Below are 20,888 nucleotides of genomic sequence, written 5' to 3'. Positions count from 1 at the left end.
CCGCTTCACCTCTACTATAAAAAAATTAGTAGGATAAACCAATGCCTTGGTTCGTCCTACTAATCTTAGTATGTTTTATGGAGAGGGTTAAGTTTTTGGTGGTAATATTATACAATAAAATCGGTGTTAAATTGAAATGAGGAACTGGAAAGTATTCAAGGTGATTTGGAAAGTAAGTCCAAATATTGGAAAATAAATTGCTGATTTTTCATTCTTTGATACGGTAAATCCCGCTCTCAATATGTAATGGACAGTATTTCATGGTTAACAGACAGTATTCTTGTTGAAATGGACAGTAAACATCGATTAATGGACAGTATTCGACTCATAACAGACAGTATATCCATGAAAGTGGAAATATCATTTCTCTCAAGCTTTTATCAGAAAACATCGTATAACAAAAATAAAGCAAGAAATTTCAGTTGGATGAACTGAAGTTTCTTGCTTTTATCTTTGTCATTTTGATCAATGGTTTAAGCTCAATTTTTTGCTGGGTCTGTTAACGTGTTCATTCTCACAAACTCTCCTACATTATAGCCGATCCAAGCACCGATAAATGGAAAGGCAGCTGAAGAATAATTCATTCCTGAATTATTGAAATCTGTTGTAAATATGAATATCGTAATAAAAACTGTTAGAACAACACCGAAGGCTGCTTCCAATGTTTTTCGCCGTTTCCAACGTTTCTCTCCTAAGCGAGCTTTATCAAACTCCTGAACACGTTTGCTTGTCTTTGTACCGATAAATTTTCCTGTTTTTAAATTGTACACTATACTTGCTGCCAAAATTACAACAAGGACATAAAAAATTCCTATGAAGAGATAGAACTGTCCATATTCCATAAAGTAATTTAGCAATACAAACAGCAGGAGCATCGCAAGATTGTATTGGAGTAACTGCTTCTTTTTTAGGATCTTAACTTCCCGTAAATCCCATTGCGTTTCTTCCATTTTATCTCCCCTTTAAATCCAACCGTTTCCTTAACTCATCTATATGCATATAAACTAACTGTAACATAAATATTCAGACTATTTTCGGAAGAAATGGATTTTAACAAAGAAAGCCCGGACAAATTTACAGTCCGGACTTTTTCATCGCTATGAAGCAATCTTATCACTCGTCAAAGCATGCGTATTTCCCTCGGTGTCTTCAAAGAACGCCATCCACGTTTCAGCGGGACCGTTTTTGACGACACAATGGGGAGGGCCGCTGAACTCGACGCCACGCGCTTGAAAGTCGGCGTAGCTGAGGTCAATATCTGTCACATCAAAATAGAGCACCGAACTGGCATGGGCGAATTGCTCTTTTTCCGGCAGGCTCAGCATCAGGCGCAAGCCGCCGCAGTCGAAGAACGCCATCGTATCAGTGTTGAACAGGAGGGACAGGCCCAGTTGTTCTTTGTAAAAGTCGATCGCCCGTGCAATATCTTTCACAGGCACGCCGATTTGACTGATTTTCTGCACAGCGGTTGTAGTCATTAATATTGTCCTCCTTTTAGAATTTCTCGATTTCTGCCATGATGTCTTTCATGATGTCGATGGAAGCGAGGGTCTTTCCGGAAATCTCCAGGCTGTGTTCGGTGCCCGGCACCAATTGCAGCGTCATCTGCGGATTCTTATTTAATTCATTCCAGCGCTCTGCATCATAAACCCGATCTTCATCGCCAATAAAACCGAGTGCCCGGTTCGGGAGAGTCTGCATCGCGTCAAAAACATCCGGCCGTTTGATGAGCGGCGTCAGCCAGATAGCGGCTGCATCCCGGAACAGCGGACGCTGCAATTCGGACGCCAACGCGATAGTGCCGAGCGATTTGCCGATAAGGCAGAAATCCTTATAGGAAGATTCGGCAATCACCTGGCCGATGACCTTCGCCACGTCAAAGCGGATGGCTTCGCTCAATTCTTCCATACTGAAGTCATCGTAAAAGTCATCGTTGTAACGGTAATTTACATTTAAAACATCATAGCCTTTTTGCAGATAAATATCCGTCGCGTAATGGAACAGCGGTGCCTGATTCGTATACCCTGCACCCGGCAGCATTACAGCAAGGCGGTCCGAAGCTTCTTCCTGCCTAATCATCAGATAAGGGACTCCGTAACCTTTATAACCTTCAGCAGATCCTTTTACTAATTTCATCAGCAATTCCCCCTATTATTTCCAGTATAGCGAAATTTCGGAATTATGGAATAAGAAATAAATAAAGACATATAAAAACGCCACATCGAAAGTGAAACATTTTCAATGTGGCGTCCAGTTTTAATTCGTCCGTGTACGGTTGTGCTTCATCATCATCAATCGGTAGCGGATGGTGCAGCCGATGCAATAGCCCATCAGTGCAATGCCGGCTGCTGCCATGACCATGATGGCGAAGAAATATGCGGCTGCCGTAATTCCGGCAGCGAAGAATACCAATGATAACCCCAGGCAGACAGTCGCAATCCATTGATTGAACAATTGCTGGTCGCGGTCTTCCTGGATATATTCATTGGCCGGCTTCTTCAAAATCGGTCTGGCGGCCTTGATGACCGGATTTTTCTTCGTGATCAATGTATAGACACCCACTGCAAAAGGCAGCAGAAGAATGGCTGGTGAAAAGATCAGTCCGGCGATAACGGACAATACGATAAAACTCTGATTTAATTGGACAAGCGGTTTTGGAATCGTCATAATGCAGCCCCTTTACTCTTTTGTTCATTATACCAAGTAACTTAATAGGAATAAAGGGAATAGAACTGGCGCAACCCTTTTACATCAGTTGCGTGATAAAAACTGTGGCGATGCCGAAATAAATCAGCAGCGACAGAATATCGTTTATTGTGGTGATCAGCGGTCCCGATGCGATGGCGGGGTCGATGTTTAATTTGAATAGAAGTAAAGGAATGATGGTGCCGGCCATGGTCCCGATGATGAGCGTCAGGAGCAGCGAACTGCCGACGACAAAGCCGAGCACGAGGCTGCCTTGCCAGAAATAAGCGATGCCTGTAATCAGCACGGCGCAAATCACGCCGATGATGATGCCGACCCATAACTCCCTGACGATCAGTTTGATGCTTTGACGGAAATTCGGTTTTTGCGATACGAGGCCGCGGACGACCACTGCCAGCGACTGGGTGCCGGTGTTCCCGGTCATGCCCGCGATCATCGGCATGAAGAAAGTCAAAGCGACGACCGTTTCGAGTGTGTTTTCAAAGCGGCTGATGATGCCGCCGGAAAACAGGCCGATAAACAATAACAGGATCAGCCACGGCAGGCGCCGATAAGCCGCAACAATCGGTTTCGTCTTGAAATCGATCGACTTACCCGAAGCGGAAAGTTTCTCGATATCTTCATTGGCTTCCTGCATCACGACATCGATCACATCATCGACGGTCACAACACCGACGAGCCGGTTATCGCCCTCGACAATCGGCAGGGAGACGAAATCATAGCGGCTGATCAGGTTGGCGACTTCTTCCTGATCCGTCAGCACATCGGCTTTTACGACACGGCTGTACATGACATTGCTGATTTCCTCATCCAGTTCGCCGAGCAGCAGATCTTTATAGGAAACCACACCTTCGAGGCGCCGATCCTCATCGACCACGTACAGGTAGTTCAGAAATTCAGCATATTCAATGAAATGCTTGATCTTGTCGATGGCTTCCCGGATCGTGTAATGACCCGGAATCCAGACGTAGCGGTCATTCATGATCCGACCGGCCGTTTCAGGCGGGTAATTCATCAGGTTCTGGACAATCGTCGATTCATCGCTGTTCATATTCGCCAGCAATTCGTCGGCGCGATGAGGCTCGATGTCGGCAAGCAGCGAAGCGAGGTCGTCATTATCCATCCGGTCGAGAACTTTTTTGGATTTCTCGATGCCCAGTTTATGCAAGATCTCCAGCTGCTCGTCGCTGTCGAGCTCATCCATCAATTCCGTCAATTGTTCCGTCGTTAAATATAGAAGGAACTTGGTGCGGTGCTTGCCGGGGATGCGGAGATAATGCTGTGCCATATCATAGGGCTGCAGTTCATCCATGACCTCCTGGAATTCCTGGATACGCCCTTCTTTGAGTGACTGCACAATGGCCAGTGTAATTTCGTTATCGGTCATTAATAATGCCATCAGAATCTCCCCTTGGATCAGCAGAACATCCGCCGCATCCGTAAGCGGAAACGGTGTGTTCATTTGTTACACTATCCCCCAAAACGCCGGTGATGAAAAGCTTTTTATACACAAAAAATCCCGGGAGCCGAAGCGATGCGCTTCTTCACCGGGATTCTGTTTCATTTACTTAACATGCTTTCAGCTCTGCACGCTTTCTTCCTGATAAACCGGCACCCATCCTTCAGTCGTCACGAAGATGCGCACAGCGACCACTTTGCGGTCATCGGAAAGTGTGAAATAATGCGTGATGTTTTCCGGCACCGAAATCAAATCGCCAGGCGTCAGGTGGACTTCGAAAAAGCGCTCGTCCTTGCCCTGGATGATGAAAACGCCGTGGCCGCTGACAATATAGCGGACTTCGTCGTCTGTATGGATGTGTTTGCGCTGGAAGTTCTTCAACAGTTCATCCAGTTTCGGGTTCGAATCGGAAAGGGAAATGACGTCAGCCGCTTTATAGCCGCGACGCTCAGAGATATCGTCGATTTCCGCTTTGAACGCTTGCAGGATCTGTTCTTTCTCGTCATCGCTCAAATCGAATTTTTCGCGGAGCGGTTCCGGCAATTTATTGATGTCCCAGTGTTCGTAAACAACTTCCTGCTGCTCCAAAAATGCTGCGACTTCGTTTTGCGCTTCGATCGTTTCGTCTGTACCTTGAATTTTGATGATTGCCATTAATAATCTTCCTCTCTGATTGGGTTTATTTTATTTGAAGTAATGCCAATTGATATTGAAATAAAAACTCGCTGGCCTCCAATAATTTCTTCGCTTCAAAAGCGTCTTTGCCCCATACGGTGATGCCGTGGTTGCGGATCAGCACGGCGCCTTTATCGGCCGTCAGGTGTTCTTCGAAATCTTCCGCCAGCCGTGGAATGTGAGCGTGGTTGGCGATGATCGGAATGGACAGCACGGCATCTTCATCCCATAAGCCGAATGCTTTGATGAGTTCCTGTCCCTTGAAATCGATTTTGCCATCGCGTCCGTAATGTTCGGACAAGACGTTATTGGCAACGGTGTGGACGTGCAGGCTGCAGCCGGCACCGGTTTTATTGTAGATGGCGCTGTGCAGCAGCGTTTCGGCGGAAGGCTTGAGGTGAGTGGCTTCGACCGGCTCACCTGCCGCATCGACGAGGAGAAAATCCTCATCGGTCCGTTTGTATTTATCCTTGCCGCTTGCTGTGACCAGAAACTGGAGCGGCGCATCGTTCACTTTGATGGCGAGATTGCCGCTTGTGCCCATGAACCAGTCGCGCCCGGCAAGCACGTCTTTAACATCCGCCAACTCATTCCATTTTTCCTGCAGCTTCGTCAATGTCTGTTCTGTCGTCATGACCGCACCCCTAATTTCGCATCGATGATTTCTGTAACGTCCCCGAAATTCTCAAAAGGCTCGTAAGGAATATTGAGTTCCTCGCATTTTTCAATGAGGAAATCGCGGGCAATGACAAGGTCGGCATATTTTGCCGCCTGCAGATCGGTGATCGAATCGCCGATGACAATGCTCGTGCCGCCGTCCGCAAGTAATTTGCGAATGATTGACGGCTTACAGCAGCCGCAGCCTTGGCTCGCGCACTCGTCGTCGCAGCCGTGCGGGAAATCGATTCGGATGGTATCGCCGGAGAAGTCCGCTTCGTTGCAATAAATGCCTGCGAACGGTCCGAACGGTTCAAGCAGGGGGTAGACGAAAAAGTCGATGCCGCCGCTGACGATATAAAGCGGGATGTTGTGCTGTCTCGTATAGGCGACGAAATCCGCAAAGCCTTCACGGATCTCCGCCTGCTCAAGCACGTATTCGATGACTTCATCCTTTTTGGAGGATGGCAATAAAGAAAACATCTTTTTGACACCTTCACGTATGGAGATGGTCTGAGCGAGAATCTCGTCTTTGATTGGTTCCCAGCCTGGCGGATCGAAATGCTTCATGATGGCGATTAAATTATCGTTGGTTGTGATTGTGCCATCAAAATCACAAAAGATGATTGGCTGTTTCATAATTACCCCCATAATTCCAAAGCTGTTTTTAATTCTGGTTGCTGTGTGCTTGCGTCTTCCAGGCTTTGCTGTTGCAGGACGGCATCGACCGCTTGGCGAAACGCCTTGCCGCCACCTGCTGCGCCGTCCGGATGTCCATGGACACCGCCGCCTGCATTGATGATGCTGTCGATGCCGAAATCGTTGATGAGTAATGGCACAAGTCCCGGATGGATGCCGGCGGAAGGAACCGGGAATGTTGGTTTTAACAGGCTGTCATTTGTTAACTGTTCGCCGAGAGCCAGTGCCGCTGTCTTTTCCATGGCAACACTGCCGTAAGGAGAGGGAAACAGCGAGAAGTCAGCCCCTGCGTATCGCGTCAGCTTACCGAGTGCAAGCGGCGCTGCGACACCATAGAACGGAGAAGAAGTGAACGCACCGCTGAACGCCGGATGCGCCATGAGCGGCAGAGCGATTTCATCGTCTTCCGCCAGTTCCTGCAGCACATCGAGCCCGTAAGCATGAACATTGAACAATAAAGCATCGGCGCCGAGTTCACGGGCTTTTCGTGCCTTGTCGCGTAATTGTGATGTGCGGCCCGACAGATTCACCGCGTAAAGCGTCCGGTGGCCGGTTTCGCTATATACTTCGTGCAATACCTGTTTCGCAGCGGTGATGCGCTGCTCAAAAGGAGTCAGCGGATTGTCGAACAGGATTTCGTCATCTTTGACCAGATCGACGCCGCCAAGTGCCTGCTGTCTGAGCTGCGCCGTTAAATAATCGATGTCCCGGCCAATCACACCTTTGAAGATGCTCATGACGAGCGGGCGGCCGTGGACATCGAGCAATCCCCGGATGCCGTCGATGCCAAAGCGCGGTCCAGGAAATTGTTGGAGCAGACCTTCTTCAAAATCGATGTCCAATAATCTCACTTCACCGTCGAGCGACAATTTGCCGAACACGGTGGTCAGAATTGCCGGCAGGTCCGCCGAGAAATTCGCGCTTGGATAGGAAACTTTGATATGCGCTTTGATTGCATCGGGCTTGAGCGGGTGAGGGCTTTGTGGAAATTCCTCCACCGACACCACATGGCCTTTATGTTTTTTCAATTGCTCTTGCTCGAGAAGCGGCAAGTCGGTCCACGACCCGATCGTGAGCCCAAGCGCGATGCCTTCCGCTTTCTTCTCAAATGATCCCGCTTGGCCGTATACCTGATAGCTCGCTGTCAATCTGCTCATATGTGACACTCCTTAAGTTCTTTTCCTGAAAAATAAAAAACCTCTTCAAATAAGAAGAGGTTAAGGGCGTTAACGACTTCTTATTTCTCAGCCACACGTTCTGGCTGCAAGAATTAGCACCGTGTCCATTACTGGACCGGTTGCCGGGCTTCGTAGGGCTTGTCCCTCCACCTGCTCTAAATAAGAATTGATATTCGGTTAGTTGTTGCAATAAAGTAATTCTGATTATTCCACGTGCGAAGAATTCTGTCAACAGGGAATTGTGAGAAAGTTTTTTGGGAGAGATGCCAATGATAAAACTGCATAGATGGAAGTGAGCAGCTCTTCGCTCACGAACCCAGCAGTTTGCGCAGCAAACTGTAGGCAATCAGGGTTTTGGATTTGGTTTGGGCGGCGGAAAGGGCTCCGGACAGTAAACAGGCCGCTCCGGACAGTATTTTCGTTTTGCGGACAGTATTTTGAGAATGCGGACAGTATTTCAGTGTATCCAGATAGTAAACCCTTAATTTGGAAATTAGAGTAGCTTGAAAATGGAAAACCATAACGCAAACAATCCAATTCCTATACGAAATCGCTGATTTTCATCAAATCCACCATCAGCAACCACCGAAATTTTCAATCGGCGACCATTTTCACGGTAAAACAGACGAAATCACGACCGAAACCGCCTCTCACTTCAACAAGCTCCGACAAACTGCCCCAAAAACCAAAGAATTAGGAATGGAAAAGCCTTCGCCGCCAGCGAAGGCTCCTTTCAAACCCACAAACCCAGGAAGTTTCCGCCGAGCGGAAAACTTCCGCTAAAAGGGACTTAGTTTTTATTTGAAGTAAAGGGGGAGGTGCAAAAGCAGTCCATCCACACAGCAGTTCTTTCATAAGAGCATACAAAATGGGACGAGCAGCCATTTTGCAAATTGAAAAATAATTCAAAAATTCTTGTTGACAGTCTATTCTGAACCGTGATAGGATTCATCTCATAACAAAAACCGCATATAAAACTTAGTACTCTTATCAAGAGCAGGCAGAGGGAAATTGGCCCTATGACGCCCAGCAACCGACCGTAATACCTTCGTGAGAAGGGGCGCTTTATGCGCCGGGATGAAAATCCCGCAAGGCACGGTGCTAATTCCACCAGAAAGTTATTTTCTGGAAGATAAGAGGCATGGAACCTCTTAATTCTGCGCCTCTTTCTTTCGGGAAAGAGGCGTTTTTATATTGTATTTTAGGAGGAAAAACCATGACAACTACAGCAATATCCACATATCATGCATTGACAGAGGCGGAGGCAATCGCTTTGGCGGCGGGACTTTTCCCGGCAGGAACAGATCTGGAATGCCAGGAAATCGGCGACGGCAATTTGAATTACGTGTACCGGGTAAGCGACCGGGCAAGCGGCAAAGGCGTCATTATCAAGCAGGCGCTGCCTTATGCCAAGGTGGTGGGCGAAAGCTGGCCGCTGACCTTAAAACGTGCGGCGATTGAAGCTGCGGCGTTGCGTAAGCACGGTGAATACGCTACTGACCTCGTGCCGGAAGTGTATGGCACCGATGAAGAATTGGCGTATACGATCATGGAAGATCTGTCGCATTTGACGATTGCGCGTGAAGGTTTGATCCAAGGAAAAGAGTATCCGAAGCTTTCAAACGATATCGGGGAATATCTGGCACAGACTTTATTCCATACATCGGACTTCGCGTTGCATCCGTTTGAGAAGAAGCGGCTGGCCGCTGAATTTTCCAACCCGGAACTTTGCAAAATTACGGAAGACTTGATTTTCACGGATCCATTTTTCGATTACGAGACAAATGATTTCGAACCGGAACTTCGGCAGACGGTCGAAGCCATCTGGCACAATGACCGTTTGAAACTCGAAGCGGCGAAATTGAAGCGCAGCTTTTTGACGGAAGCGGAGGCATTGCTTCACGGCGACCTCCACACCGGCAGCATTTTCGCTGATGACAATGAAACCAAGGTCATCGATCCGGAATTCGCTTTTTATGGACCGATCGGCTTTGATGTCGGCTTATTCATTGCCAATCTGATTGCGCAGGGCATCACGCGGAACGGCGATGGCCGCGGCACAATCGTCGGCCATATCGAAAACACGTGGCAGGTGTTCGAAACGCGTTTCACAGAGCTTTGGGAAAATGAAGGCATTGAAGATTTCAAGAAGGTTCCGGGTTACCGCGAATCCGTTCTCGACAAGGTTTTCAAAGACACGCTCGGTTTTGCCGGCTGTGAATTGATCCGCCGCACCATTGGCTTGGCGCATGTCAAAGACCTGGACGGCATTGAAGATGCAGCAGTGCGCATCGAATCCAAAAAACAGGCTCTCCGCATCGGGGAGACATTAATCTTAAAACGCAGTGAACTCACATCGATACAAGATGTGACAGCGCTTTTGAAGGAGCTGTAAAGAATGGCAATCCCATTATCGATCCAATGGATCAACAACCAATTGATCATTCTCGATCAACAAAAACTTCCGCATGAAACGGAATACATTGCGCTGAACACAATCGAAGATGTCTACGACGCGATTATTACCATGAAAGTCCGCGGCGCACCGGCAATCGGCATAACAGCGGCTTACGGTTTGGCGCTGGCTGCCCAAAAGCACGATACGGAAACACTGGAAGTTTTCCATCATTTCGTGAAAAAAGACGCGGTTTACCTGGCGTCTTCACGTCCGACGGCAGTCAATCTGGCATGGGCGATCGGCCGGCTGCAGCAAGTGATCCAATCAGCCAAAACGCTTGCAGCGGCAAAAGCGGAAATTTTAGCAGAAGCGAAACGCATACATCAGGAAGACGAGGAAGCGTGCCGGACAATCGGCGGTTATGCGCTCGATCTATTGGAAGGCCGCTCGAGAGTGATGACCATCTGCAACGCGGGCTCCATTGCGACAGCGAAATACGGCACCGCGCTCGCGCCGTTTCATCTCGGGAAGGAATTGGGGCGTGAGTTCGAAGTCTTTGCCTGCGAGACGCGTCCGGTATTTCAGGGGTCGCGCATGACGGTTTGGGAGCTGCAGCAGTCTGGTGTGGATGTGACGCTGATCACCGACAGCATGGCGGCGCACACGATCGGTGCGAAAGGCGTTGAAGCGATCATCGTCGGCGCTGACCGCATTGCGGCAAACGGCGATACAGCCAATAAAATCGGCACCTTCAATCTGGCAATTCTGGCCGCTGCCTATAAAATTCCGTTCTATGTGGCAGCACCGGCATCAACTTTCGATTTGCAGATTCCAAACGGCAAAAACATCCCGATCGAAGAGCGATCGGCGAAGGAAATTACGCATATTGCCGGCCAGCAAGTTGCACCGAACGGCACAAAAGTCTACAACCCGGCATTTGACGTGACACCGGCGCAGTATATTACGGCAATCATCACGGAAAAAGGCATTATTCATCCGAATTATGAAAGAAATATACCGGAATTGTTTGCGACAGTTAAGTAAGTTATATAATCGATATTCCGCAAAACAGCTTTGCTTTCCTGGGGGCTTGCACTGAGCTAACTCGGACTCAGTAGCCTTCGCCCGAGTGGATCTCAGCACTTCGCTCGAAACAGAGTTGGAAAGCCAACTCCGTTTCTATTCCCCTGGGAGTCTCCGCTGTTTTGCTCCATATCGTTAGAAACTTCTCTCAGCGACGGTGCGTTTCCGGACTGAGCGGAGCAATAAGACGAGTGTTCTTCTCGGCTTATTGCGGGAGCTTTGTCCATAGCACCGAAGCGGTATTCATAGTGATTACAACAAAAATATTGCAAGTTAAGAAGGAGAAAACTCATGAAAAAACAATCATTTTTAATAATCGGGGCTTTATTGTTCATCAGTATTTTATTGGCGGCGTGCCAGCCGAAAGGCGAGACGGTGACGGAAGCGGAAACGGATTCGGATAAAAAGTCGGAAGCATCGGAACATCCGCTGGCGGGCAAGGAAGTGGCGTTGATCCTGCAGCAGAATCTTGGAACGTTTTCGGCGCAATACATAGCCGGAGTGGAAGAACAGGTTGAGAGCTTCGGCGGCAAAGTGACCGTATTCAACTCTGAAGGAGACCTGGCGAAAATGGCATCCAATTTGGATGCCGCCATCAACCAGGGAGCAGACGCGATCCTGATTGACCACGGAACGAAAGAGGCGTTGAACCAAGGCGTCGAAAAAGCGGTGGAAAAAGGGATTCCGGTTGTAGCATTTGACGCAGGAGTTGATGTGGAAGGCGTGGTTTCGCTTGAACAGGGAGATCAGCTGATGGCGGAACAGACGTTAACGAAATTGGCTGAAGACCATAACGGCGAAGCGAATATTGTAAAAATCTGGACAGCAGGATTTGCCCCGATGGAACGCCGTCAAATCGCTTATGAGCAATTCTTGAAAGACAACCCAGGCATCAAAGAAGTAGCGGCATTCGGTGCTGCCACTCAAAATACAGCGCTTGATACACAAGCGCAGATGGAAGCAATCCTGAAGCAATACCCGAACGAAGGCGACATCACAGCTGTTTGGGCGGCTTGGGATGAATTCGCGAAGGGCGCTGTCCGTGCCATCGAGCAGGCAGGGCGCACAGACATCAAAGTCTACAGCATCGACATGAGCGATGAAGATTTGCAGATGATCCAAAAAGACGGCAGCCCGTGGGTGGCTTCGGCCGCAGTCGACCCGACAGATATCGGACGCATCCAGGTGCGTTACGCGTACCAATTGATCAACGGCGAACAGCCGGAGGAGAAAGTGGTGCTGGAGCCGGTCTTCATTGATGCCGCTGAGCTTCCGGACGAAACGGTGACAACTGAAACGTTGAGCGAGCACATCGAAGGATGGGGAGCAAGCGAGCAAGGCTATACCGACGATCTTCGTGAACTGGAAGGGGAATAAAGGATTGGAGCCGTCCTCGGAATTGGGCGGCTCCTTTCGGCGAAAGGAGGGTGCAGAAGTGGCACAATTACTGGACATGCAGGCAATCGGCAAACGATTTGGCCATGTAACGGCGCTGGAAAACGGCCAGCTGGAACTCGAAAAAGGTGAAGTTCACGCTTTGCTCGGTGTAAACGGAGCGGGAAAAAGCACGATGATTAAAATTCTTTCAGGAGTTTATGGCCAAGACAGCGGCGAAATCAGGCTGGACGGTAAAGTCATTTCCCTGCGTTCACCGAAACAGGCCAAAGAACACGGCATTTATTGCGTTTACCAGGAAGTCGATACGGCCATTGTTGCGGATCTGACGGTCGCGGAAAATATCCTGATGGACAGTTTTGCTTCAGGCAGCAATTTCCTGTTGTCGAAACAGAAGATCAACAAGCAGGCGAAAGAAGCGCTGGTCCAATTGCAGTCGGAGGAAATCGCCGTAACTCGAAAAGCGGGCACGCTCACTTTGGCGGAGAAGCAGCTGGTGCTGATCGCCCGGGCGCTCGTGCATTCGGCAAAGCTCATCATCTTCGATGAACCGACAGCGCCCTTATCATTGACGGAATCGGACAAACTGTTTTCAGTCATCCGAAAATTGAGCAGCGAAGGCGTCGGCTGTGTATTCATTTCCCATCGGCTGCCGGAAGTATTCGAAATCAGCGACCGCATCACTGTGATGCGCGAAGGGAAATGGGTAAACACTTTCGTTACGGCAGAGTCTGATTCCGAGCAAATTATCGAAGCGATGCTGGGTGAAACGCTCAGTCATGAACTGGAGTACCAGACGCATGCGACTGGCGAGAATCTGCTGGAAGTTCGGGGGTTATCGGACAGCGGCAAGCTGAAGGATATTTCATTATCCGTGAAAGCCGGTGAAATCGTCGGGATTGTCGGACTCGTCGGGGCAGGCAAGACAGAGCTGGCCAAAGCGCTGTTCGGGGTGTCAAGTTCAGTCAGCGGCTCTGTGGAAGTCGCGGGAAAACAGGTCCGTATCAAGCATCCGGAAGATGCGATTCGGGCAGGGATGGCATTGATTCCCGAGGAACGCCGGAAAGAAGGGCTGTTTGTCCACGAAACGCTGCGAGCCAATGCCTCGTTCCCGAATCTCCGGAAATTCTCGACCAAGCTGTTCATGAATAAAGCAGCGGAAAACAGATTTGCCGAAGACATCATCGATAAATTAAAGATCAAAACCGGCGATACGGAAACACCGCTTGTCCATCTGAGCGGAGGCAATCAGCAGAAAGTGGCCATCGGTAAATGGATGAGCCTCGATTCGCTGCTTTATTTATTCGATGAGCCGACCAAAGGCGTCGACATCGGCGCAAAAGTGGACATCTTCAAATTGATCCGGGAACTGGCCGGAAGCGGCAAAGCCTGCCTTTATTTCTCCAGTGAAATCCATGAAGCGATCGGCATCTCCGATCGGATTCTGGTAATGTGCGATGGTCAGATCGTGAAGGAATTGTCACGTCAAGAAGCGACCCAGGAAAGGATATTACTCTATGCAAGCGGTGGAAAAGAAGAGCTTACCCCAAACGAAAAACTCAGCGAAAGAGAACGCAGTTCAGTTCCTGTTTAAATACGGCGCCATTATCCTGCTGATTGTCATCATCCTGTATTTCAGCAGCCTCAGCGACGCGTTCTTCAGCTACGGCAACTTCGCGGACATCCTGCGGTCGATTTCAATCGTCACGCTGCTGGCACTCGGCGTCACATTTACGCTCGTCGTCGATGGCTTTGACTTGTCTGTCGGTTCGACGATGTCCCTGTCGACCGTAGTGACGGCGTCACTGATGGTGTGGTATGACATGCCCCTGTGGCTCGTACTGTTATTGCCGCTGCTGATCGGTGTCGCGGTCGGCCTTGTCAACAGCTTCCTCATCACGGTCATCGGCATCCCCGATCTCCTCGCGACGCTCAGCATGATGTATATCGTGGCGGGGCTTCACCGGACGTATACGGAAGGCTATTCGATCTACAATAATATGCCGCTGACTTCCGGCGGCACGGCTCCCGGCCAATTGTCGGAAGCGTTCCTGTGGATCGGCCAGGGCCAGATGCTCGGCCTTCCGGTGCCGGTATGGATCATGGTCGTCATGGTGCTGGCGGCGTATGTGATTTTGAATCATACCCGCTGGGGCCGCATTCTCTATATGACCGGCGGCAATGCGGAAGCGGCTACCTTGTCAGGCATCAACGTGAAACGTGTGAAGACTTCGGCGTACATCATTTCCGGCGTCTTCGCTTCGATGGCGGGCATCTTGTTTACGGCACGTGTCGGCTCCGGCCAGATTGACGCCGGCGCACCACTCCTGATGGAAGCGGTAGCGGCAGTCTTCGTCGGCTATTCGGTGCTCGGCGCCGGCAAGCCGAATGCGCTCGGTACGTTCTTCGGCGCAGCCGTCATCGGCATCCTGTTGAACGGGCTGACGATTCAGAACCTGCCGTATTACGCATTCGATATCATCAAAGGGGCAGTATTGGTCGCAGCGCTTGCGGTTACGTATGTGTATGCGAAGAATAAGTTTTCGAAGAGTTAAGCTTAATAAACTATAAAGAATAATAGCAGAACAGCCGATATACTATTGGATGTTCTGCATTTTTTTATCTAAAAATTGAATAATAATAAAGATTTATTAAGCAATTTAAGGTAATCTGAATTGTATAGTACAAAAGGAGTGTGACCAATGGAATGCAATAATTGTTCAGTCGCTGAGCTGAGGTTTGATATCAAGTTGGAAGGCGAGGCGAATCTGTCCTTGATGGATAAAGTCGTCAGCCACTTGGAAAGACGTGACATGGAGATTACAAGGAAAGAAAATAGATTGCTTATGAAGGAGCGGGGCGCACAGGAATTTCTCGATTTCTGCCTGCACCTGATGGAACCGGCGCAAGTGCAGTTCCGGCTTGATAAAGGTGAATGGCAGGAACTGAGTGAAATGGAACAGGTCTTCAAGACGGAGTGGATCGATGAAGTGATCCGCAAGGAATTGCTGGTCTGCCATTATCAGCCGATTGTAACGGCAAACGAAGAGATTTTCGCTTATGAAATGCTCGCCCGGTTCCATAACGAAGACGGCTCGGTCATTTACCCGAACGAAATCTTCCCCGCTGCCAAATCGCGCAGCCGGCTTTACGCGCTCGACCGCGTGTGCCGCATGGCCGCTGTACGCCATTCTGCTGCAATAAAAGATGTGAAAGCGTTCATTAATTTCATCCCGACTTCGATTTATTCGCCTGAATTCTGCCTGCGCTCGACGATCAATCTGGCCAACGAACTGGGCATCGATCCACGCCAACTGGTATTTGAAGTGGTGGAGACGGAAAAAGTGGATGACATCGATCATTTGCGGGACATCCTCGCTTTCTATAAGAAGAAAGGTTTCCAGTACGCGCTGGATGATGTGGGTGAAGGTTACAGCACCATCGAGATGCTGGCGGATCTCGAGCCGCATTATATGAAGCTCGATATGCAGTATGTAGAAGGCGTGGCAGAAGACGCTGAAAAACAGAAAACGGCATTGCGTTTCCTTAAAAAAGCGCTGGAAATCGGATCGGTTCCGCTCGCGGAAGGCATTGAGATGAAAGAGGATTTTGAATGGCTTAAACAGCAGGGCTATGAACTATTCCAGGGTTATTATTTCGGCAAACCGTCAAAAGAGCCGCAAGGAATTGCGACAGTTCCAGTTTAAAGTGAGCATTTCCTGCGGCAATAAAAAGCGTTTCGGGTAAACTGGATGAAAAGGAGTGGTGGCTGTGCTGAGCTTTGATCCTTATCAACAGACAGAACGCGAAAATTACAAATTGCTTGTGGGCACGATCATACCGAGGCCGATTGCTTTCGTCACAAGCAAATCCGAAGATGGAATTGTGAACGCGGCGCCTTTCAGCTACTTCAATATCGTGTCGTCGAATCCGCCGATGCTGTCCGTTTCCGTTCAGCGCAAAGGCGACGACAAAAAAGATACTGCGCGCAATGTGCTGGCGGGCAAAGAATTCGTCGTTCACATCGTCGACGAAGAAAATGTCTTCGAAGTCAATGAAACCGCGGCATCGCTGCCGCCAAATGAAAGCGAGATCGATGTGACCAAACTGACGCTGGTCGACAGTGAGGAAATCGATGTGCCGGCTGTGGAGCAGTCCAAAGTCCGTTTTGAATGCGTCCTTCACCAGGCGATCGACTTGCCGAACACGGATCTGCTGATCGGCAGGATCGTCCGGATTCATGTCGACGAAGCAATATATGAAAACGGCCGCATCAATGCGGATGCCTTGAAGCCGGTCAGCCGCCTGGCGGGTACGAATTACGCCAAACTAGGCGAAATGTTTTCGTTGAAGCGGCCGGATTAACTAAGGGTCCATGCCGGAAAGCGCTGCTTTCCGGCATGGCCTTTTTCTTTTATATCGGGTTATGCAAAGTTCGAAAGCAGGAGCGGATGTTTTTCGCTGTGCGAAAAACTCCAGTCTTTAAGGAAGTCGCCGCGGAAGTGGCGGCTTTTTCAAATTGGGGGGTGGTTTTGGGGTGAGCGCAACTAAAATGGGTTTAAGCGCAACTAAATGATGAAATCGCGCAACTGAAAGAAAAGATGTGGAAAATTTTTCGAATTATCGTCTGCTTTTTAACATTCCAGCGTTGAATAATCGCTGACCGCACCTCAAATGGAGAGAAGCGCACCTCGTAAGCCGATTTCCGCACCTCGCAAACGAATAACCGCACCTCAAACGCTTCAACCCGCACCCCAACCGATTCAACCCGCACCCCAAACCAAAAAACGCAGCCAGCTCACCAAGCTGGCTGCGTTCCCCGCATATTTCATTTCTTCATCAATAAATAAACAAAATAAGGTGCGCCGATCAAGGCGGCCATGACGCCTGCCGGGATGCCGGACGGCTCGAGCAGATTGCGGCCGATGGAATCCGCCAGCAAGAGCAGCCAGCCGCCGATCAGAATCGCAAGTGGCAGGAATAGTTGGTGGCGCGGACCGACCAATGCTTTCGCGATATGCGGCGCCATCAGGCCGATGAAGGCGATGCCGCCCGTAACGGAAACAGCTGAAGCGGCCAACGCGACGGCAGCGAGCAGCATCGTGATGCGCTCTTTTTCGACGGAGACACCCAAGCCGACCGAAACCGGTTCGCTGAGTCCGAGCATATTCAAGCGATTGGCTTTATAGAGGACAAACGGGATGAGCACCAATAGCCACGGCAGCAGCGCCAGGATGAACGGCCAGTCTGTACCCCAGATATTGCCGGCCAGCCAATTGGCGATGAAATCCACTTTTTCGCGTTCAGCGGATGAAATCAGCACAATCATGACGCCGGACAGCGCCATCGAAAAGCCGATGCCTGTCAGAATCAGCCGGATTGGCTGAAGCCCTGTCTCTTTCTGATAAGAGAACAGGTAGATCAATATCGCCGTCAGCAAAGCGCCGCCAAAAGCGACTAATGGCAATAGATAAACGAACGAACCTGCCTCGACAGGCACGAACAGGAAGAACAAAGCGATTGCAGCGCCGGCACCCGAATTGATTCCGATGATGCCTGGATCTGCCAGGTCATTGCGCGTAATGCTTTGCAGGATCGCACCGGACAAGGCGAGCGCCATACCAGCAAGCACCGTAATCAGGATGCGCGGCATGCGGATGGAGAACAGGACGAAATTTTCCTTGAACGTGCCTTGACCCATAAGCGCGGCAAAAATACGGTCATATCCCATGGATGAGTAACCTGCACCGACGCTGATGATGGCTGTCGCCAAAATCAACCCGAGCAGTGTGAAAAAGAAGAGACGCTGTTTTTTTATCAAAGCTGACTGAATCATGTGAATGCGCGGCCTCCTTTACGGACGATGATCAGGAAGAATGGCAAGCCGAGCATGGCGACGATTGCCGCCACCGGCGTTTCAAAAGGCGCGTTGATCGTTCGGCCGAGCAGATCGGCGAACAGCATGAAAATCGCACCAGCCACAGCGGACATCGGGATGATGTGCCGGTAGTCAACGCCCACGATAGCGCGCACGATATGCGGGACGAGCAAGCCGACAAACGCCATATTTCCGGCAAGCGCGACAGCGGCACCTGCCAAAGCCGTGATGACGACAAACAGCAGCGCTTTGGTGCGGTTGGTGTTCTGGCCGAGGCCGATTGCCGCTTCCTCGCTCAAACTCAGGATGGAAAGTTGGCGTGACAACAGCAGCGCAACCACCATCGCAATCAAGATGAACGGCGTAATCGTCTGCAGCTGGCCCCATGTCGTGCCGATCAAGCCGCCGGCCGTCCACATGGAGATGTCTTTTGAAATTTTAAAGTATAAGCCGATCCCTTCTGCAACGGCAGTAAGGAAAGCGGAGATGGCAGCACCTGCCAGCACAATCCGGAAAGGCGAGAAGCCGCCTTTTTTCATTGAGCCAAGGCCGAATACCAACGCACCGCCGACAGCTGCGCCAATAAAACAGGCGACCATGATGCCGAAATAATTGGCAGCGGGAATCATGGCGAGTGTTACCGCAAGTGCTGCATTGGCTCCGGCAGTCAGGCCAAGAAGACCCGGGTCCGCTAACGGATTGCGTGTCATCCCCTGCATGATGGCGCCGGACACAGCAAGCGCCGCGCCAACCAGGACAGCCGCCAGTTCACGCGGCAGGCGGATTTCACGAATCACTGAAATTGCATCGTTTGTAAGGTTTGAGAAGAGGGCGAGCCGGATATCGTTCAAGCCGATATCGGCTGCGCCAAAAGCGATGGCGGCTGTAAACGTCAGCACGAAAACGGCGACCGCCGCGAGCATCTTGGCAAAGAAATTGAATTTTGTCGGCATAAGGCATCATCATTTCTGTTAAGGATAAAAAGGAATTCCCGAGGATCCAGGAATTCCTTTTCTTTTTTATTGAGCTAAAAAGTTCTCTTTAAAGAATTCCAATTGGTAATCCAGTGAAAGCGGATCGTTGAAATAGAATTCCTTGGCGTTCGCTTCAAAGACATGGCCGTTTTTCACGGCTTCCGTATTTTTGTAGACATCTGTTTCCTGGAACGAATTGTCCTGTTCAGAGTCTTTGCTGAAGATCACGTAGTCGCCCATGTATTCAGGCAGAACTTCCTGTGACAACGCGTAGTAGCCGTCTTTCAAAGCCATTTCTTCCACTTTCGCCGGCATTTTCAATTTCATTTCCTGATAAAGGATTTCCGTTCCGCGGCCCCAGGCGTCGCCGAACACGTAAATTTGTTTATCGAAGTTCTCGATGACCGAGACGGTTGCGTCTTCACCGATTTCAGCACGGATTTCTTCGCCGGCAGTTTGCGCGCGTTCTTTAAAATCGTCAATCCAGGCTTGAGCCTCTTCTTCTTTGTTTACAACTTTACCGATTTCAAGATGCTGCGTCAGGTAATCCACGTTATTGTATGTAAACGTGACTGTCGGTGCGATTTCGTTCAACTTATCAATGTTTTTCATAGTGGACGAACCGATGATCAAATCGGGGTCCAATTCAATGATTTTCTCGAGGTCATCTTCGGCAACTTCTTCCACATCCGCCAATTCTTCTTCAAATCGAGGGTTCATCTTAGACCAGGAATCCACTCCGACCAGTGGCACATCAAGCGCCATGGCATTTCCTGCATAAGTCGATAAGACGATGACACGCTGTGGATCTGCAGGAACTTCAATCGGTCCTGTTTCTGATTCATATGTAATCGTTTCCGGCGTCGTTTCCGCCGAAGCTTCATCTTTTTCTTCCGTTGACTCTGAGTTGCACGCTGCAAGGAATAAAGCAGCCAATAAAATCAGCAAGAATGTTAATTTCTTCATTATGGTTATGCTCCTTTGATTAAGTTATAGGTGATGCAAATCGGTTTCTGCGTTCTTGGGTCCATTCCAATCTCCGCATCAATCCGAAAGACGGTTTTCAAGACATCGGCAGTGATGACTTCATGGCATGCGCCGGCTTTGATGATTTCACCGTTCTTCATGGCAATCAGGTGGTCGGCGAAACGTGCGGCCTGATTCAAATCGTGCAGGACCATGACGATGGTGCGTTCCTGCTCTTCATTCAGCTTCTGCAGCAACTCAAGAATTTCGAGCTGGTGGGCCATATCAAGGTATGTAGTCGGTTCATCCAGGAAAATCATTTCCGTTTCCTGGGCGAGTGCCATAGCGATCCAGACGCGCTGGCGCTGGCCACCCGATAAGGCATCCACCGGATGATATTTGAAGAACTGTGTACCGGTCACATCGAGTGCCCAGTTGATGATGTCATGGTCCTCGGCTGACAGGCGTCCGAAGCCTTTCTGATAAGGGAAGCGGCCGTATGACACCAATTCACCGACGGTCAAACCTGGCGCGTTTTCCGGAGTCTGCGGGAGAATAGCAATTTTCCGGGCGAGCTTCTTTGTATTTTCTTTGGCGATATCAGCGCCGTCAAGCACGATGCTGCCGGACTGATGGGGAATGACGCGTGTCAGGGCTTTTAGTAAAGTGGATTTGCCGCAGCCATTCGAGCCGATGATGGTGGTGATTTTCTTATCGGGGATGGACAGCGATAAATCTTTTACGATCGCACGGTCTCCATAGCTGATATCCAGATGCTCAGCGAACAGGCGAACCATATAGTAAAACCTCCTATTTGAAA

20 protein-coding genes and 2 riboswitches are annotated in these 20,888 nt (G+C 49.7%); of the genes, 7 read left to right on the top strand and 13 right to left on the bottom strand.

Annotated elements, in window-relative coordinates; all coding sequences use genetic code 11:
- Positions 1 to 479 precede the first annotated feature (479 nt).
- The 9 genes from D2910_RS07925 to mtnW all read right to left on the bottom strand — a co-directional run bounded on the left by D2910_RS07925 (position 480) and on the right by mtnW (position 7,353).
- The gene (locus D2910_RS07925) at positions 480 to 950 is read right to left on the bottom strand and encodes a hypothetical protein (RefSeq protein WP_117313045.1); all 471 of its coding nucleotides are present in this window, start codon (positions 948 to 950) and stop codon (positions 480 to 482) included.
- A gap of 147 nt (positions 951 to 1,097) precedes the next feature.
- Entirely contained in the window at positions 1,098 to 1,478 is a 381-nt protein-coding gene (locus tag D2910_RS07920) for a VOC family protein (RefSeq protein WP_117313044.1), read from the bottom strand.
- A gap of 16 nt (positions 1,479 to 1,494) precedes the next feature.
- Positions 1,495 to 2,136, bottom strand: a complete 642-nt coding sequence (locus D2910_RS07915) for an alpha/beta fold hydrolase (protein ID WP_117313043.1) — start codon at positions 2,134 to 2,136, stop codon at positions 1,495 to 1,497.
- 120 nt (positions 2,137 to 2,256) lie between these two features.
- Positions 2,257 to 2,667 (bottom strand): DUF4395 domain-containing protein, encoded by a 411-nt coding sequence (locus tag D2910_RS07910; RefSeq protein ID WP_117313042.1) that lies wholly within the window; start codon positions 2,665 to 2,667, stop codon positions 2,257 to 2,259.
- Between the two features lie 79 nt (positions 2,668 to 2,746).
- Entirely contained in the window at positions 2,747 to 4,105 is a 1,359-nt protein-coding gene (gene mgtE / locus D2910_RS07905) for a magnesium transporter (RefSeq protein WP_117313092.1), read from the bottom strand.
- Positions 4,106 to 4,285: 180 nt separating this feature from the next.
- On the bottom strand, positions 4,286 to 4,819 hold the full coding sequence (locus tag D2910_RS07900; RefSeq protein ID WP_084243507.1) for a 1,2-dihydroxy-3-keto-5-methylthiopentene dioxygenase: 534 nt from the start codon (positions 4,817 to 4,819) through the stop codon (positions 4,286 to 4,288).
- Between the two features lie 25 nt (positions 4,820 to 4,844).
- The gene (locus D2910_RS07895) at positions 4,845 to 5,474 is read right to left on the bottom strand and encodes a methylthioribulose 1-phosphate dehydratase (protein WP_377280274.1); all 630 of its coding nucleotides are present in this window, start codon (positions 5,472 to 5,474) and stop codon (positions 4,845 to 4,847) included.
- Positions 5,471 to 6,136, bottom strand: coding sequence for a 2-hydroxy-3-keto-5-methylthiopentenyl-1-phosphate phosphatase (locus D2910_RS07890; RefSeq protein ID WP_117313041.1), 666 nt, complete (start codon positions 6,134 to 6,136; stop codon positions 5,471 to 5,473). Before D2910_RS07890 ends, D2910_RS07895 begins: the two co-directional genes overlap by 4 nt.
- A gap of 2 nt (positions 6,137 to 6,138) precedes the next feature.
- Positions 6,139 to 7,353 carry a 2,3-diketo-5-methylthiopentyl-1-phosphate enolase gene (gene mtnW, locus D2910_RS07885; RefSeq protein WP_117313040.1) on the bottom strand — a complete coding sequence of 405 codons (1,215 nt, stop codon included), beginning with the start codon at positions 7,351 to 7,353 and terminating at the stop codon, positions 6,139 to 6,141.
- Positions 7,354 to 7,430: 77 nt separating this feature from the next.
- A riboswitch (SAM riboswitch) is annotated at positions 7,431 to 7,540 on the bottom strand.
- Positions 7,541 to 8,358: 818 nt separating this feature from the next.
- Positions 8,359 to 8,513: riboswitch (SAM riboswitch) on the top strand.
- 77 nt (positions 8,514 to 8,590) lie between these two features.
- Here mtnW and mtnK point away from each other — a divergent pair.
- The 7 genes from mtnK to D2910_RS07855 all read left to right on the top strand — a co-directional run bounded on the left by mtnK (position 8,591) and on the right by D2910_RS07855 (position 16,615).
- Positions 8,591 to 9,769: an S-methyl-5-thioribose kinase gene (gene mtnK, locus D2910_RS17025; protein WP_205854595.1), complete on the top strand. Its 1,179-nt coding sequence runs from the start codon at positions 8,591 to 8,593 to the stop codon at positions 9,767 to 9,769.
- 3 nt (positions 9,770 to 9,772) lie between these two features.
- On the top strand, positions 9,773 to 10,816 hold the full coding sequence (mtnA, locus tag D2910_RS17020) for an S-methyl-5-thioribose-1-phosphate isomerase (RefSeq protein ID WP_205854594.1): 1,044 nt from the start codon (positions 9,773 to 9,775) through the stop codon (positions 10,814 to 10,816).
- Between the two features lie 330 nt (positions 10,817 to 11,146).
- Positions 11,147 to 12,232: a sugar ABC transporter substrate-binding protein gene (locus D2910_RS07875; protein WP_117313039.1), complete on the top strand. Its 1,086-nt coding sequence runs from the start codon at positions 11,147 to 11,149 to the stop codon at positions 12,230 to 12,232.
- A gap of 76 nt (positions 12,233 to 12,308) precedes the next feature.
- Positions 12,309 to 13,844: a sugar ABC transporter ATP-binding protein gene (locus D2910_RS07870; protein ID WP_117313091.1), complete on the top strand. Its 1,536-nt coding sequence runs from the start codon at positions 12,309 to 12,311 to the stop codon at positions 13,842 to 13,844.
- Complete coding sequence (locus tag D2910_RS07865) at positions 13,768 to 14,805, top strand: ABC transporter permease (protein ID WP_117313038.1); 1,038 nt, start codon at positions 13,768 to 13,770, stop codon at positions 14,803 to 14,805. The genes D2910_RS07870 and D2910_RS07865 overlap by 77 nt, the downstream gene beginning before the upstream one ends.
- A 147-nt stretch (positions 14,806 to 14,952) precedes the next feature.
- A complete protein-coding gene (locus D2910_RS07860) occupies positions 14,953 to 15,957 on the top strand; it encodes an EAL domain-containing protein (RefSeq protein ID WP_117313037.1) in 1,005 nt (334 codons plus the stop codon).
- A 64-nt stretch (positions 15,958 to 16,021) separates the two neighbouring features.
- On the top strand, positions 16,022 to 16,615 hold the full coding sequence (locus tag D2910_RS07855; RefSeq protein ID WP_117313036.1) for a flavin reductase family protein: 594 nt from the start codon (positions 16,022 to 16,024) through the stop codon (positions 16,613 to 16,615).
- A gap of 463 nt (positions 16,616 to 17,078) precedes the next feature.
- Here the strand turns inward: D2910_RS07855 and D2910_RS07850 are convergent, their stop codons facing one another.
- The 4 genes from D2910_RS07850 to D2910_RS07835 all read right to left on the bottom strand — a co-directional run bounded on the left by D2910_RS07850 (position 17,079) and on the right by D2910_RS07835 (position 20,865).
- A complete protein-coding gene (locus D2910_RS07850; protein ID WP_117313035.1) occupies positions 17,079 to 18,086 on the bottom strand; it encodes a FecCD family ABC transporter permease in 1,008 nt (335 codons plus the stop codon).
- On the bottom strand, positions 18,083 to 19,081 hold the full coding sequence (locus D2910_RS07845) for a FecCD family ABC transporter permease (RefSeq protein ID WP_117313034.1): 999 nt from the start codon (positions 19,079 to 19,081) through the stop codon (positions 18,083 to 18,085). The genes D2910_RS07850 and D2910_RS07845 overlap by 4 nt, the downstream gene beginning before the upstream one ends.
- Positions 19,082 to 19,147: 66 nt before the next feature.
- Positions 19,148 to 20,068, bottom strand: coding sequence for an iron-hydroxamate ABC transporter substrate-binding protein (locus tag D2910_RS07840; protein ID WP_117313033.1), 921 nt, complete (start codon positions 20,066 to 20,068; stop codon positions 19,148 to 19,150).
- 5 nt (positions 20,069 to 20,073) lie between these two features.
- Positions 20,074 to 20,865, bottom strand: coding sequence for an ABC transporter ATP-binding protein (locus tag D2910_RS07835; protein ID WP_117313032.1), 792 nt, complete (start codon positions 20,863 to 20,865; stop codon positions 20,074 to 20,076).
- Positions 20,866 to 20,888: the final 23 nt, after the last annotated feature.

Source organism: Planomicrobium okeanokoites, from assembly GCF_003428875.1.
GTDB lineage: Bacteria > Bacillota > Bacilli > Bacillales_A > Planococcaceae > Planococcus > Planococcus okeanokoites.
The sequence above is the reverse complement of the archived record's forward strand: the minus strand, read 5'-3'. Positions and strand labels throughout refer to the sequence as shown.